The organism is Streptomyces dryopteridis (assembly GCF_049606955.1).
Taxonomy (GTDB): domain Bacteria; phylum Actinomycetota; class Actinomycetes; order Streptomycetales; family Streptomycetaceae; genus Streptomyces.
This window is the reverse complement of record NZ_CP187113.1, coordinates 1729556-1743419: the sequence shown is the minus strand read 5'-3', so window position 1 is coordinate 1743419 and position 13864 is coordinate 1729556. Positions and strand designations below refer to the sequence as shown.

Annotated in this window: 15 protein-coding genes; 8 read left to right on the top strand and 7 right to left on the bottom strand. The window is 73.9% G+C overall.

Annotated features, from left to right (window positions below; translation table 11 throughout):
• Positions 1-103: 103 nt before the first annotated feature.
• A complete protein-coding gene (locus tag ACN20G_RS07065; RefSeq protein ID WP_424211868.1) occupies positions 104-520 on the bottom strand; it encodes a Fur family transcriptional regulator in 417 nt (138 codons plus the stop codon).
• A 133-nt stretch (positions 521-653) separates the two neighbouring features.
• Between ACN20G_RS07065 and ACN20G_RS07060 the strand changes: the two genes are divergently transcribed.
• Positions 654-2135, top strand: coding sequence for a catalase (locus ACN20G_RS07060; RefSeq protein ID WP_424211867.1), 1482 nt, complete (start codon positions 654-656; stop codon positions 2133-2135).
• Between the two features lie 97 nt (positions 2136-2232).
• On the opposite strand, the gene ACN20G_RS07055 is transcribed toward ACN20G_RS07060, so the two are convergent.
• Complete coding sequence (locus ACN20G_RS07055; RefSeq protein ID WP_424211866.1) at positions 2233-2640, bottom strand: cyclic nucleotide-binding/CBS domain-containing protein; 408 nt, start codon at positions 2638-2640, stop codon at positions 2233-2235.
• Between the two features lie 239 nt (positions 2641-2879).
• Complete coding sequence (gene hisN / locus ACN20G_RS07050) at positions 2880-3701, bottom strand: histidinol-phosphatase (protein ID WP_424211865.1); 822 nt, start codon at positions 3699-3701, stop codon at positions 2880-2882.
• A gap of 198 nt (positions 3702-3899) precedes the next feature.
• On the opposite strand from hisN, the gene ACN20G_RS07045 reads away from it, so the two are divergent.
• Positions 3900-4427, top strand: a complete 528-nt coding sequence (locus ACN20G_RS07045; RefSeq protein WP_424211864.1) for a TetR/AcrR family transcriptional regulator — start codon at positions 3900-3902, stop codon at positions 4425-4427.
• On the opposite strand, the gene ACN20G_RS07040 is transcribed toward ACN20G_RS07045, so the two are convergent.
• The 4 genes from ACN20G_RS07040 to ACN20G_RS07025 form a co-directional block, all read right to left on the bottom strand.
• Positions 4393-4716 (bottom strand): DMT family transporter, encoded by a 324-nt coding sequence (locus tag ACN20G_RS07040; RefSeq protein ID WP_424211863.1) that lies wholly within the window; start codon positions 4714-4716, stop codon positions 4393-4395. The two genes, ACN20G_RS07045 and ACN20G_RS07040, sit on opposite strands and share 35 nt — an antisense overlap.
• Positions 4717-4827: 111 nt before the next feature.
• Complete coding sequence (gene rsgA, locus ACN20G_RS07035; protein WP_424211862.1) at positions 4828-5838, bottom strand: ribosome small subunit-dependent GTPase A; 1011 nt, start codon at positions 5836-5838, stop codon at positions 4828-4830.
• A gap of 4 nt (positions 5839-5842) precedes the next feature.
• Positions 5843-7201 (bottom strand): 3-phosphoshikimate 1-carboxyvinyltransferase, encoded by a 1359-nt coding sequence (gene aroA / locus ACN20G_RS07030; RefSeq protein WP_424211861.1) that lies wholly within the window; start codon positions 7199-7201, stop codon positions 5843-5845.
• Positions 7202-7278: 77 nt separating this feature from the next.
• The gene (locus ACN20G_RS07025) at positions 7279-7992 is read right to left on the bottom strand and encodes a M50 family metallopeptidase (RefSeq protein ID WP_424211860.1); all 714 of its coding nucleotides are present in this window, start codon (positions 7990-7992) and stop codon (positions 7279-7281) included.
• A 53-nt stretch (positions 7993-8045) separates the two neighbouring features.
• Here ACN20G_RS07025 and ACN20G_RS07020 point away from each other — a divergent pair, with 53 nt between their 5' ends.
• The 6 genes from ACN20G_RS07020 (at position 8046) to ACN20G_RS06995 (ending at position 13808) form a co-directional block, all read left to right on the top strand.
• The gene (locus ACN20G_RS07020) at positions 8046-8864 is read left to right on the top strand and encodes an SOS response-associated peptidase (RefSeq protein WP_424211859.1); all 819 of its coding nucleotides are present in this window, start codon (positions 8046-8048) and stop codon (positions 8862-8864) included.
• Between the two features lie 19 nt (positions 8865-8883).
• Positions 8884-9570 (top strand): alpha/beta family hydrolase, encoded by a 687-nt coding sequence (locus tag ACN20G_RS07015; protein ID WP_424211858.1) that lies wholly within the window; start codon positions 8884-8886, stop codon positions 9568-9570.
• A 119-nt stretch (positions 9571-9689) separates the two neighbouring features.
• Entirely contained in the window at positions 9690-10499 is an 810-nt protein-coding gene (locus ACN20G_RS07010; RefSeq protein ID WP_424211857.1) for a sigma-70 family RNA polymerase sigma factor, read from the top strand.
• Positions 10496-10822, top strand: a complete 327-nt coding sequence (gene rsrA, locus ACN20G_RS07005; RefSeq protein ID WP_424211856.1) for a mycothiol system anti-sigma-R factor — start codon at positions 10496-10498, stop codon at positions 10820-10822. Before ACN20G_RS07010 ends, rsrA begins: the two co-directional genes overlap by 4 nt.
• A gap of 221 nt (positions 10823-11043) precedes the next feature.
• Positions 11044-12522, top strand: coding sequence for an HD-GYP domain-containing protein (locus ACN20G_RS07000; protein ID WP_424211855.1), 1479 nt, complete (start codon positions 11044-11046; stop codon positions 12520-12522).
• Positions 12519-13808, top strand: coding sequence for an HD-GYP domain-containing protein (locus tag ACN20G_RS06995; RefSeq protein WP_424211854.1), 1290 nt, complete (start codon positions 12519-12521; stop codon positions 13806-13808). The genes ACN20G_RS07000 and ACN20G_RS06995 overlap by 4 nt, the downstream gene beginning before the upstream one ends.
• Positions 13809-13864: the final 56 nt, after the last annotated feature.

The following is a 13864-nucleotide window of genomic DNA, read 5'->3' as shown; positions in this document are numbered from 1 at the left end:
GTGTTCGGGCCCGGTGCGGGTTCCGGTCCGGGTGGGTGTGGGGACGGCGAAGGGCCCCGCGCCGCGGCGCGGGGCCCTTCGGGTGTCGCGGTGCCGCGCCGGTTCAGGCCGTGGCGCAGTCGGGGCAGACGCCCCGGTAGGTGACCTCGACGCCTTCGACGGTGAAGCCGAAGCGTTCGGCGAGGGGCAGGTCCGCCAGGGGGTTGCCGGAGGGGTGGACGTCCCGGATCGCGCCGCAGCGGGCGCAGACCAGGTGCTGGTGCGGCCGGTGGGCGTTGGGGTCGTAGCGCTTGGCGCGGCGGTCGGTCGAGACCTCCAGGACCTCGCCGAGGGTCACGAGCTCGCCCAAGGTGTTGTAGACCGTGGCCCGAGAGATCTCGGGCAGCCTGGTCACCGCGCGGGCGTGGACCTCGTCCGCCGTCAGGTGCACGTGGTCACCGTCGAGCACTTCGGCCACGACGCGTCGCTGCGCGGTCATGCGCCAGCCGCGTCCGCGGAGTCGTTCCAGCAGGTCACTCATGGCTCCAGCCTAACAGCGAAGGGGTATGGATCCGTGGTCTGTCAAGATCCCGAACCATTGTGGATTTGGATGCTTGCTTGACTTGGACAATGTCCATTGTAGGATCGGTTACGGCAAACGCCAAGGACAGGGCGTGCAGAGAACTTCGCAGGAGGCGCAAGTGACGACGCAGGGACCGCTCACCACGGAGGCCGGGGCTCCGGTCGCCGACAACCAGAACAGCGAGACGGCCGGCGTCAACGGCCCCGTTCTGGTCCAGGACCAGCTCCTGCTGGAGAAGCTCGCGCACTTCAACCGCGAGCGCATCCCGGAGCGCGTGGTCCACGCGCGCGGCGCCGGCGCCTACGGCACCTTCACCGTCACGGCCGACGTGACGCAGTACACGCGGGCCAAGTTCCTCTCCGAGGTCGGCAAGCAGACCGAGACCTTCCTGCGGTTCTCCACCGTGGCCGACAGCCTCGGCGGCGCCGACGCGCGTCGTGACCCGCGCGGCTGGGCGCTGAAGTTCTACACCGAAGAGGGCAACTACGACCTCGTCGGCAACAACACCCCGGTGTTCTTCATCAAGGACGCCATCAAGTTCCCCGACTTCATCCACACCCAGAAGCGCGACCCGTACACGGGCTCGCAGGAGGCGGACAACGTCTGGGACTTCTGGGGTCTGTCGCCCGAGTCCACCCACCAGGTGACCTGGCTGTTCGGCGACCGCGGCATCCCGGCGTCCTACCGCCACATGAACGGCTACGGCTCGCACACGTTCCAGTGGAACAACGAGGCCGGCGAGGTCTTCTGGGTCAAGTACCACTTCAAGACCGACCAGGGCATCAAGAACCTCACCCAGGCCGAGGCCAACCAGCTCGCCGGTGAGGACCCCGACTCGCACCAGCGCGACCTGCGCACCTCGATCGAGCGCGGGGACTTCCCGAGCTGGACCGTGCAGGTGCAGATCATGCCCGCGGCCGACGCGGCGAACTACCGCTTCAACCCGTTCGACCTCACCAAGGTGTGGCCGCACGAGGACTACCCGCCGATCGAGATCGGCAAGCTGGAGCTCAACCGCAACCCGGAGAACGTCTTCGCCGAGGTCGAGCAGTCCATCTTCTCCCCGGCGCACTTCGTGCCCGGCATCGGTCCGTCCCCGGACAAGATGCTCCAGGGCCGCCTGTTCGCCTACGGCGACGCGCACCGCTACCGCGTCGGCATCAACGCCGACCACCTGCCGGTGAACCGTCCCAAGGCCACCGAGGCGCGCACCAACTCGCGCGACGGCTTCCTGTACGACGGCCGCCACGCCGGTGCGAAGAACTACGAGCCCAACAGCTTCGGCGGTCCCCACCAGACCGACCGTCCGCTGTGGGTCGGCCAGCAGGTCACCGGTGTGACCGGCGACCAGGCCGCCCCGGTGCACGCCGAGGACAACGACTTCGTGCAGGCGGGCAACCTCTACCGCCTGTTCTCGGAGGACGAGAAGAGCCGCCTGGTCGAGAACCTGGCCGGCTTCATCGCCAAAGTCTCCCGTGACGACATCGCCGAGCGGGCGATCAACAACTTCCGCCAGGCCGATGGCGACTTCGGCAAGCGGCTGGAAGCCGCCGTCCAGGCCCTGCGCGGCTGACGGACCGCTTGTCGCGGCACGACGGGCCGGTACCCCCTCGGGGGTGCCGGCCCGTCGGCGTGTCCGGATCGGGGACGGGGGCCGGGGACGGGTGGGGTCAGGCGGCGCTCGCGGTCGCGGCGGCGCGGCGGCGGGCCGGGGCCCAGCAGCGGATCACGTCGCGCACGGAGACGATGCCGACCGGGCCGCCGTCCTCCAGCACGATCAGGTGGCGGAAACCGCCGTGGGCCATGGCCTCGGCGGCGTCCTGCACGGTGGTCTGCGGGCTGCAGAACACCACGTTGCCGGTGGTGTGGGCGCCGACGGTCTCCCGGTCGGGGTCCTGGCCGGCGCCGAGCGAGTTGAGGATGTCGCGTTCGGTGAGGATCCCCACCCCGAAGTGCTCGGGGTCGAGGACGACGGCGGCGCCGATCCGACGGCCGGACATCAGCGAGGCCGCCTGGCGAAGGGTGTGCGCGGGTCCGAGGGTCAGGATCACGGTGCTCATGGCGTCGCGGACGAGCATGGAATGCCACCTCCAGGGCGTGCGAGCCTCCGCCGGACGGATGCGGCCGATGGCCCGGGCCCGTGCCGCGAGGGCAACGAGAACGGATTCACAAGCGCACAAGCGGAGGATTCTCAGATTCCCATGGGGGTGCGGAGCCATCAAGGGGGCGCGCGGGCGCGACGGGGCACGCGCGGGCCCGAAAACGCCGCGGCCCGGCGCACGCGACCCACGCGCGCCGGGCGGCACGGGCGCCGGCCTCAGCCGCGCAGCTGGTCCAGCAGCGCCGCGTGCAGCAGGCCGTTCGAGGCCACCGCGTTCCCGCCGTGCACCCCCGGCACCCCGTCCACGCTCGTGAACAGGCCGCCGGCCTCCCGCACCACGATCTCGATCGCGGCCATGTCCCACAGGTTCAGCTCGGGCTCCGCGCACAGGTCCAGCGCGCCCTCGGCCACCAGCATGTACGGCCAGAAGTCCCCGTACGCCCGGGTCCGCCAGCAGGCCCGCGTCAGGTCCAGGAAGCCGTCCAGCCGGCCCGACTCCTCCCAGCCCGACAGCGAGGAGTAGCCCAGGGAGGCGTCCGCGAGCCGCCCCACCCGCGACACCGAGATCGCCTGCCCCGCGCCGGCCGGCGCGCCCGGCACCCCGCCCAGCGGGCCGCCCGCGAACGCGCCCGCGCCCTCGGCCGCCCACCAGCGGCGCCCCAGCGCCGGCGCCGAGACCACGCCCACCACCGGCCGGAACTCCCCGTCCTCGGCCTGCTCCATCAGCGAGATCAGCGTGGCCCACACCGGCACCCCGCGCACGTAGTTCTTCGTGCCGTCGATCGGGTCCACCACCCAGCGGCGCGGGCCGTCGCCCTTGAGCCCGTACTCCTCGCCCAGGATCGCGTCCGCCGGGCGTGCCGCCTCGATGCCCGCCCGCACGATCTCCTCGGCGGCCTTGTCGGCCTCGCTCACCGGGGTCATGTCGGGCTTCGTCTCGACCTTCAGGTCCAACGCGCGGAACCGGGACATCGTCGCGACGTCGGCGGCGTCGGCGAGTTCGAGGGCAAGGCGCAGGTCATCGTCATATTCGGACATACCCGGAACCCTATCGACCGGGCCGCTCCCCGGACGACCCCCGTCCGCTCCCCGGACGCGCCCCGCCCGCTCCGCACGCCCGGCCGCGCGCCCCCGCACCCTTGACACCGCGTCAGACCCCGTCAACCCTGGCACGGGGGACAAAACACCCGGTGCACAGGCACGGCGCACGGCGCCGCGCGGGAGGGAGACCGGCACATGCCCGCGACGCGCGAGGCCCTGCTCCGGGCCGCCGAGACCGCCCTGGCCCTGCGCCCCTGGCGCACCGTGCGGATGACTGACGTGGCCGCCGGCGCCGGGGTCTCCCGCCAGACCCTCTACAACGAGTTCGGCGGCAAGGAGGGCCTCGCCCGCGCCCTCGTCCGCCGCGAGACCGCCCGCTGGCTCGACGGGGTGGACCGGGTCCTCGCCGGCCCCGGCACCCCCGCCGAACGCCTCACCGAACTCGCCGACTGGACCCTCGGCGGCGCCGCCCGACCCCTCACCCGCGTCCTGCTCACCGGCTTCGACGACCCCGCGCTGCCCTCCTGCGCGCACGCCCCGCGCCCCGCCGAACTCGTCCGCGCCGTCCGCGACCGCGCCCGGGAGGCCCTCGGACCGCTCGCCGCCGACCGCGCCGAACTCGGCGTCCGGCTCGCCCTGTCCTGCCTCATCGCCCCCGGCCCCACCGGCCCCGCCGAGATGCTCCGGCTCAGTGCGACGAACCGGACAACTGCAGGCCGATGACCCCGAGGATCACCAACGAGATCGAGACGATCTTCAACGTGGACACCAGGTCACCGAGGAAGACCATCCCGTAGATCGCCGTCCCCGCCGCCCCGATCCCCGTCCACACCGCGTACGCCGGACCCACGTCCAACTTCTTCAGCGCCATCGTCAACAACCCGAAGCTGCCCAGTGCGAACGCCGCGAACGCGATCGTCGGCCACAGCCGGGTGAAGCCGTGCGACAGTTTCAGGCAGACCGCGAAGCCGGTCTCCAGCAGTCCGGCGACCACGACCAGCAGCCACGCCATGAGGGGCCTCCCGCGTCGGGCCCGCGCGGCGGACGGCGGGCCGGCAAAGGTGTGCAATCGGTTCGTTGATGCATTCACCGACCGCGCCCCGGCCCAAACCCGCCCCGCCGATCAGTCGCCCTCGCGGCGCTCCCGGGTCGCCAGCAGACGGCGCAACGAGTACAGCCGCGCCGGATCAGCGTGCCCCTCCTCGACCCACCGGTCCAGCGCGCAGTCCGGCTCGTCGTGCGAACAGGCCCGCGGGCAGTCCTCCGTGCCGCCCTGGAGGTCCGGGAACGCCAGGATCACCCGCGAGGGGTCCACGTGGTGCAGCCCGAAGGACCGCACGCCCGGGGTGTCGATCACCCAACCGTCCCCACCGGGCAGCGGCAGCGCCAAGGCCGAGGTCGTGGTGTGCCGACCCCGACCCGTCACCGCGTTCACGTGCCCCGTCGCCCGCCGCCGCTCCTCGGCCACCAGCGAGTTCACCAGCGTGGTCTTGCCCACGCCCGAGTGCCCCACGAACGCCGTCGTCCGACCGACCAGCCGCTCCCGCACCCGGTCTGCGGCCTCGCCCACCGCCAGCTCCTCGCGGTTGACCACCACGTGGTTCACCCCGAGCGTCGAGTACACCTCCAGCAGCTCGTCCGCCGAGGCCAGGTCCGACTTGGTCAGCACCAGCAGCGGCTCCAGCCCCGCGTCGTACGCCGCCACCAGACACCGGTCGATCATCCGCGGCCGCGGCTCCGGATCGGCCAGCGCCGTCACGATCGCCAACTGGTCGGCGTTGGCCACGACCACCCGCTCGAAGGGGTCGTCGTCGTCCGCCGTGCGCCGCAGCACCGAGGACCGCTCCCCGATCCGCACGATCCGCGCGAGGGTGTCCTTCGCCCCCGACAGATCGCCCACCAGACTCACCCGGTCGCCGACCACGGCCGCCTTCCGGCCCAGCTCACGGGCCTTCATCGCGATCACCGTGCGGTCCTCGACCAGGCAGGTCAGCCGGCCGCGGTCCACGGTGAGGACGAAACCCTCGGACGCGTCCTCGTGCTTGGGGCGGATGCTCGTCCGAGGCCGGTTGCCCTTGCGGTTCGGGCGGGACCGGATGTCGTCCTCGTCGGTGTTCTTGCCGTACCGGCGCATGGCCCTAGGCTCCCGCTCCCGTTCCCGCGGGTTCCCCGACCCCGCCGAGCATCCCCGTCCACATCGCGGTGAAATCGGGCAGCGTCTTCGCCGTCGTGGCCACGTTCTCGATCTCCACGCCCGGCACCGCCAGGCCGATCACCGCGCCGGCCGTCGCCATCCGGTGGTCGTCGTAGGTGTGGAACAGCCCGCCGCGCAGCGGACGCGGCCGGATCACCAGCCCGTCGGCGGTCTCCGTCACGTCCCCGCCCAGCGCGTTGATCTCCTTCGTCAGCGCCGCCAGCCGGTCCGTCTCGTGCAGCCGCAGGTGCGCCACCCCGCGCAGGGTCGACGGGGAATCCGCCAGCGCCGCCACCGCCGCGATGCCCGGGGTCAGCTCGCCGACCTCGCTCAGGTCCGCGTCGATGCCCCGGATCCGACCCGAACCCGTGAACACCAGGCCCGCCTCGGTCAGCTCGCAGGAACCGCCCATCTCCGTGAAGATCCGTCGCAGCTCGTCGCCCGGCTGCGTGGTCCGCGCCGGCCAGTCCGGGATCGTCACCGTGCCGCCCGTGATCAGCGCCGCCGCCAGGAACGGCTGCGCGTTCGACAGGTCCGGCTCCACCACCAGGTCACGGCCGAGCAGCGCGCCCGGCGCCACCCGCCACACGTTCTTCTCCCCGCCCGACTCCGGCGTGTCCACCTGAGCGCCCGCCGCCCGCAGCATCTCCACCGTCATCCGGATGTGCGGCATCGACGGCAGGGTCTCGCCCGTGTGCCGCACCTCCACGCCCTGGTTGAACCGCGGCGCCGACAGCAGCAGGGCCGAGACGAACTGCGAGGAGTGCGAGGCGTCGATCTCGACGACGCCGCCCTCCAGCGCCCCCGCGCCGTGCACGGTCAGCGGCAGCGCGCCCCGACCCCCGTCGTCGATCCGCGCGCCCAGCGCCCGCAGCGCCGTGATGACCTGCCCCAGCGGACGCTCGTAGGAGCGCGGGTCCCCGTCGAAGCGGATGTCACCGGCCGCGAGCACCGCCAACGGCGGCAGGAAGCGCATCACGGTGCCCGCGTTGCCCACGTCCACCGTCGCCGGACCCCGCAACGGCGCCGGGATCACCCGCCACGCCTCCCCGCCGGCACCCGCCGACGCCGAGGACACCGTCTCCTCGATGCCCACGCCCAGCGCCCGCAGCGCGTCCGACATCAGCTGGGAATCCCGCGAACGCAACGGCCGGCGCACCCACCCGGGCTCCGAGGCGAGCGCCGCGAGCACCAGCGCGCGGTTCGTCACCGACTTCGACCCGGGCACGGTCACGGTCGCGCGCACGGGCCCCTCGGCGAGCGGGGCGGGCCAGGGGTCGGACAGGGCGGAGGTCAGCGTCATGGCCCCCACTCTAGTGGCCGGAACCGGCCCCCACCCGCGCGCGGCGGGCCCGCGCTCCGCAGTGCGGGCGCCCCGTCTCACCAGCCGATCAGCTTGCGCGAACCACCGATCAACGAGGTCAGCGTCACCACGTGGAACAGCAGCACCCACACCCACGGCGAGACGTGCGTGAGCCGACCCAACTGGTCCGCGTCCGAATCCGGGCTGCCCCCGCCCCGCCGCTTCGACTGCAACTCGAACACCGGCCGCACCCCGCCCAGCAACAGGAACCACACCACCCCGTACGCGAACGCCGCCTGCACCCCGGTCGGCGCCAACCAGGACACCAACAGGAAGGCCCCGCCCGTCAGCAGCACCGTCAGCACCCCGTACGCGTTGCGCACCATCACCAGGACCGCCAACAGCAGGGCCGTCGCCACCCACAACAACAGGGTCAGCCGCCCCTGCCCGAGCAGCGTCGCCCCGCCCAGGCCCAACAACGAGGCCGCCGGATACCCGGCCGCCGCCGTCAGCACCATCCCGAGCCCGCGCGGCTTGCCCCGGCTCACCGTCAGCCCGCTGGTGTCCGAGTGCAGCCGGATCGAGTCCAGCCGCCGCCCCGTGAGCACCGCCAGCAGACCGTGCCCGCCCTCGTGCGCGATGGTCACCGCGTTCCGTGACAGCAGCCACACCGGCCGCGGCAGCACGAACAACAGGGCCACCGCCGCCGTCGCCAGCACCAGCCACAGATCCGGCCGCTCCTGTATGCCCGTGAGGCGATCCCAGAGTCCCGCGGTGGTCGAGGTGTCCATGGGCCGGCCGGCTCCTTGTCGTGGGGGGTGGGGGACATGACAGGGTGAGTGCCATGTGCGGACGTTACGCGGCGAGTCGCTCGCCCGAGGACCTGGTGGACCTGTTCGGCATCGAGCACTGGGACCCGGTAGGGGCCCTGGCGCCCGACTGGAACGTGGCCCCCACCAAAGAGGTGTACGTCATACTCGACCGCCCCCTCAAAGACGCTCCCACGCCCCGTCCGGTTCGCCAGCTCCGGGTCCTGAAATGGGGACTCGTCCCCTCCTGGGCGAAAAACCCCGACGGCGCCGCCCGCATGATCAACGCCCGCTCCGAGACCCTGCACGAGAAGCCCTCCTTCCGCGTGCCCTTCGCCCAGCGCCGCTGCGTGATCCCCGCCGACGGCTACTACGAGTGGGTCACCGAACACGACGAGCGGCGCCTGGAGGTCGAGGGCAAGCGCAAGCGGGCCCGCAAGCAGCCCTACTTCGTGCGCCCCCTCGACGGCTCCGTCCTCGCCATGGCCGGCCTCTACGAGTTCTGGCGCGACCGCACCCTGCCCGACGACCACCCCGCCGCCTGGTGGGTCACCTGCTCCGTGATCACCACCGAGGCCGAGACCACCCCGCTCGGCCAGGCCCCCGCCGACGGCCCCCGCTCCCTCTCCGAGATCCACCCCCGGATGCCGCTCGTGCTCACCCCCGACCGCTGGGACGCCTGGCTCGACCCGGCCCGCACCGACACCGAGGGCAGCCTGCGCGCCCTCCTCGCCCCGCCCCCCGGCGGCCTGCTGCGCGCCCACCCCGTCGCCACCACCGTCAGCAACGTCCGCAACAACGGCCCCGAACTCCTCACCGAACTCGCCGCCCCCGAAGAGACCACCCTGTTCTGAACGGCCCGAGAATGGGCCCATGAGCCCCGACCCCGCGCCCCGCGTCGAGACCGTCACCACCCCCGACGGCGAGGCCCGGATCACCTGGCACCCCGCCCGCGCCGCCCGCCGCGTCCTGGCCCTGGGCCACGGGGCCGGCGGCGGCATCGAGGCCCGCGACCTCGACGCCCTGGCCCGGGCCCTGCCCGCGCGCGGGACCACCGTCGCCCTCGTGGAGCAACCCTGGCGGGTCGCCGGCAAACGCGTCGCCGCCGCGCCCAGGACCCTCGACACCGGCTGGCGGGCCCTGTGGCCGGCCCTCACCGCCCCCGGACTCCCCGTGGTCTCCGGCGGCCGCAGCGCCGGCGCCCGCGTGGCCTGCCGCACCGCCGTCGAACTCGACCCCCTCGCCGTCCTCGCCCTGGCCTTCCCCCTGCACCCGCCCGGCCGGCCCGACAAGAGCCGGGCCGGGGAACTCGCCGACCTCGGCCGCCCCCTCCTCGTGGTCCAGGGCGGGGCCGACACCTTCGGCACCGCCGCCGCCTTCCCGACCGCCGGCGCCGAGGGCCTCCGTCCCGACTTCGAGATCGTCGACCTGCCGGCCGCCAACCACGGCTTCGCCGTCCCCAAACGGGCCGCCCGCGACCAGGAGGGCACCCTCGCCGACCTCGTCGCCGCCGTCGCCGACTGGCTGGACCGGCTCCCCGAACCCGTTCGGGCCGGCTGACCTGACGGAGTCCGGCCGGCCGGAAAACGCCCCGGAGGCCCGGGAATGCGGCGCCGGGGACGGGTGTTGTGACCGGTGTACGAAGCACGGAGAACACACAGGGGGAGAGGGAACGTCGCATGACGCAGGTCATCAGCCCGTACCGTCCGCACGCCGGGGTCCTGGGATGGACGGTGCTCCCGACCCCCAAGGGCGTCACCGCCCGAGCGGCGGCCGGCCCGGAAGGTCGACTATTCTCCGATTCGAGCGGGTCCGCTTTCGGCCCCGCCACGCTGTCGGAGGAGGTGGGTCCTGTCGCTGGGACCGACGAAGGCCAGGCGGAGGAGACGACCGCCGAGCGCAACGCCCGATTCGAACGGGACGCCCTCGGCTACCTCGACCAGATGTACTCGGCCGCCCTGCGCATGACCCGCAACCCGGCCGACGCCGAGGACCTGGTCCAGGAGACCTACGCCAAGGCGTACGGCTCCTTCCACCAGTTCCGTGAGGGCACCAACCTCAAGGCGTGGCTCTACCGCATCCTGACCAACACCTTCATCAACTCCTACCGCAAGAAGCAGCGCGAACCCCAGCGCAGCGCGGCGGAGGAGATCGAGGACTGGCAGCTGGCCCGCGCCGAGTCGCACATGTCCACCGGACTGCGCTCGGCCGAGTCCCAGGCCCTCGACCACCTGCCCGACTCCGACGTCAAGGCGGCGCTCCAGGCCATCCCCGAGGAATTCCGCATCGCGGTCTACCTCGCGGACGTGGAGGGCTTTGCCTACAAGGAGATCGCGGACATCATGGGTACACCCATCGGTACGGTCATGTCACGACTGCACCGCGGCCGCCGTCAACTCCGCGGCATGCTGGAGGACTACGCGCGTGAGCGCGGCCTCGTCCCGGCCGGCGCCGGAGAGACGAACGACCTGAAAGGCGCGGGCTCATGAGCTGCGGAGAGCCGCACGAGACGGAATGTTCCGAGGTGCTCGACCACCTCTACGAATTCCTCGACCGCGAGATGCCCGACAGTGACTGCACCAAGTTCGAGACCCACTTCGGCGAGTGCAGCCCCTGCCTGGAGAAGTACGGTCTCGAACAGGCCGTCAAGAAGCTCGTCAAGCGCTGCTGCGGCTCCGACGACGTCCCCACCGACCTGCGCTCCAAGGTCATGGGCCGGATCGAACTGATCCGCGCCGGACAGACGGTCCCCGACGAGGAGATCGCCGTCGTGCGCCCCGCCGACCACCCCGCGGCCGCCGACCAGACCTGAGCCGTCCCGCCCGCCCCGACACCGGTGCGCCCCCGGCGTACCGGCACACCCCGCACGGGTGACGGACCGGGGCCCGAGCGGACGCGAAACCCCCGCACATTCACCCGAAGGTGCCAATCACGGGGGCCCGGCACGGCACACCGGCCCAATCGGCCCCGCCGGCGCCCGCCCCCGACCTATCCTCCCCCTTCGGCACGGAGCGAAGCGGGGAGGACACCGACATGCGGGTACTGCCGGCCCCGGCACGCCTCTGCGTCCTCACCGTCCTGGGCGCCGCCCTCGCCGTGCTCACCGCCGCGCCCCCCGCCCTGGCCGACCCCCACCACCGGCGCACGGCCCTCCTCCTCGCCGCCCTCTACCTGGCCTGCGAGCTGCCCCGCCGCCGCCCCCGCCCCGACACCGGGGCCCCCGCCTTCGGCCCCTTCTACCCCGTCCTCCTCGCCGCCTGCCTGCTGCTGCCCCCGGCCGCCGCCGCCCTCGTCGCCGTGCCCGGCGCCCTCGTCACCCGACCCGAACGCGGCCCCCGCGCCGTCCGCCGGCTCTGGCACGCCGCCACCCAGGCACTCGCCGCCGCCTGCGCCGCCGGCGCCTTCGCCCTCACCGCCGGCCCCGACCTCTGCGACCCGCCCCGGTTCCCCGCCGTGCTGCTGCCCGCGGCCTGCGCCGCCCTCGCCTTCTGCCTCGTCCTCACCCTCCTCGACGGCGCCGTCCTGATCGCCGCCGAGGGCCGCTCCCCGCACGCCGCCCTCCTCGCCCCGCTGCCCGCCGCCCTCGCGCCCCACCTCACCCACGGCCTGGCCGGCCTGATGATGGCGGTGCTCTGGCGCAGCCCCTACGGGGTGCCCGCCGCCCTGGCCGTCCTGCTGCCCATGGGCATCTCCTGCCGGCTGTTCGCCCAGTACCAACGCGAACGCGCCGCCCACCACGCCGGCATCCGGGCCCTCGTGCAGGCCGTCGACCTCAAGGACCGCTACACCCGGGGCCACGGCGAACGCGTCGGACAGGCCGCCGCCCTGATCGCCGACGAACTCGGCATGCCCGAGGAACGCCGCGAACTCGTCCGGATCGCCGGCATCCTCCACGACATCGGCAAGATCGGCGTCCCCACCCGGCTGCTCCGCAAGGAGGGCCCCCTCACCCCCGAAGAGCGCCGCGTCATCGAACTGCACCCCGAGTACGGACACGAGATCGTCCGGGGCATCGGCTTCCTCGACGAGGCCCGCACCGCGATCCTCCACCACCACGAGAAGGTCGACGGCACCGGATACCCCTACGGCCTCGCCGGCGAGGAGATCCCCGAACTCGCCCGCGTGGTCTGCGTCGCCGACTGCTTCGACGCCATGACCTCCCACCGCTCCTACAGCCGGGGCAGACCCGTGCCCGCCGCCCTCGCCGAACTCCGCAGATGCGCCGGCACCCAGTTCGACCCCCGCGTCGTCGAAGCCCTCGTGACCGCCGTCCAACGCCACGGCTGGCACCCCGTGGTGACCGCCGACACCGCCGCCGACAGCCCCCACGGCTGCCTCCCCGACGGCTGCCCCGCGGCCCCCACCCCACACCCCGAGGGCACTCTGGACGGGGCCCTCGACTCCGAGGTGCCCTCCCAGGGCCGACGCGCCCCCGCCGAACCCCCGGCCCGCGCCCGCCGGCGCCGCCGGCCCTCCCGCAGCGCCGGCGGCCCCGGACCCGGCCCCGCATGAGCCCCGACGCCCGCGCCGCCCTCGCCCGCGCCCTGCGCGCCGGCGCCGCCCTCCTCACCGCCCTCGCCCTCGTCCACACCCTGGCCCGGGGCTTCGCCGACCCCGGCACCGCGCTGGCCTTCGGCCTCCTCGTGGCCGTCGGCGAATGCGCCCGCCGCGACGCGCCCCCCGGAGACGGAAGACACACCGCCCCGCTCGGCTCCGCCGCCGCCCTCGGCTACGCCCTCCTCGCCAGCCGCGCCGGCGTCCCCGCCCACCACGGGGTGCTCCAGACCGTCGCCGTCGTCGTCCTCGCCGCCCTCGTGGCCGCCGTCCCGCACATCGCCCGCGGCCGGGCCCCCGACCTCGACCACGTCACCCGCCGGGTGCTCACCGTGGCCTTCGCCGCCGTCTGCTTCCGCCCCCTGCACCAGAGCGGCCGGCACGAGACCTGGCTCGGCCACGGCCCCCGCCTCGTCCTCGTCCTGCTCGTGCTGCTGGCCCTGACCGCGCTCGCCGACGCCGTCCTCGGCGTCGCCCTCGCCGCCGCCCCCGGCCGCCCCGGAGCCGACCGCCCGCACACCGCCCTGCTCCGCGACGCCGTGCACGCCCTGCCCGGCCTCGGCTCCGCCATCGGGGCCTCCGGCGCCGTCCTCGCCCTCGGGGTGGCCGCCGCCGGCCTCTGGGCCCTGCCCGTGTTCAGCGTGCCGCTGCTCCTGACCCAGCTCTCGCTGCGCCGGATCCGCGCGGTCCGCGCCACCCAACGCCAGACCATCGCCTCCCTGGCCCGCGCCACCGAGATCGCCGGCCACGCCCGCCCCGGCCACGCCCGCCGGGTCGCGGGCCTCAGCCGCGCCGTCGGCCGCGAGCTCGGCCTGTCCGAGCGCGAGCTGACCGAGCTGGAGTACGCGGCCCTGCTGCACGACATCGGCCGGCTCTCCCTGCCCGAACCGGTGCCGGGAGCACCCGGCGCCGACCGCCCCGACGAGCGGGCCCGCCGCATCGCGGCCCTCGGCGGGGACGTGGCCCGCCGCACCGGGGTGCCCGCCCGGGTCGCCGAGATCGTCGCCCGGCAGGCCGACCCGTACCGCGAGCAGCCGGTCGCCGCCCGGATCGTCCGCACGGTCAGCGGCTACGAGGAGCTGCTCGGCGAGGACCGTCACCCGGCCGGCTCACTGGCCGCCCTCGAACGCCTCCGGCTGGCCCGGGGCCACGAGCACCAGCCGGAGGTCGTGGAGACCCTGGCCCGGGTACTGCGGCGCGAGCACGCCGCCCCGGCCCGCCCGGCCCCCGGGCGCCCCCTCTGACCGGTGGGTAATGAGCGGGCCCCCGAGCGGGCATGGTTGGATGCGAAGTGGAGAGT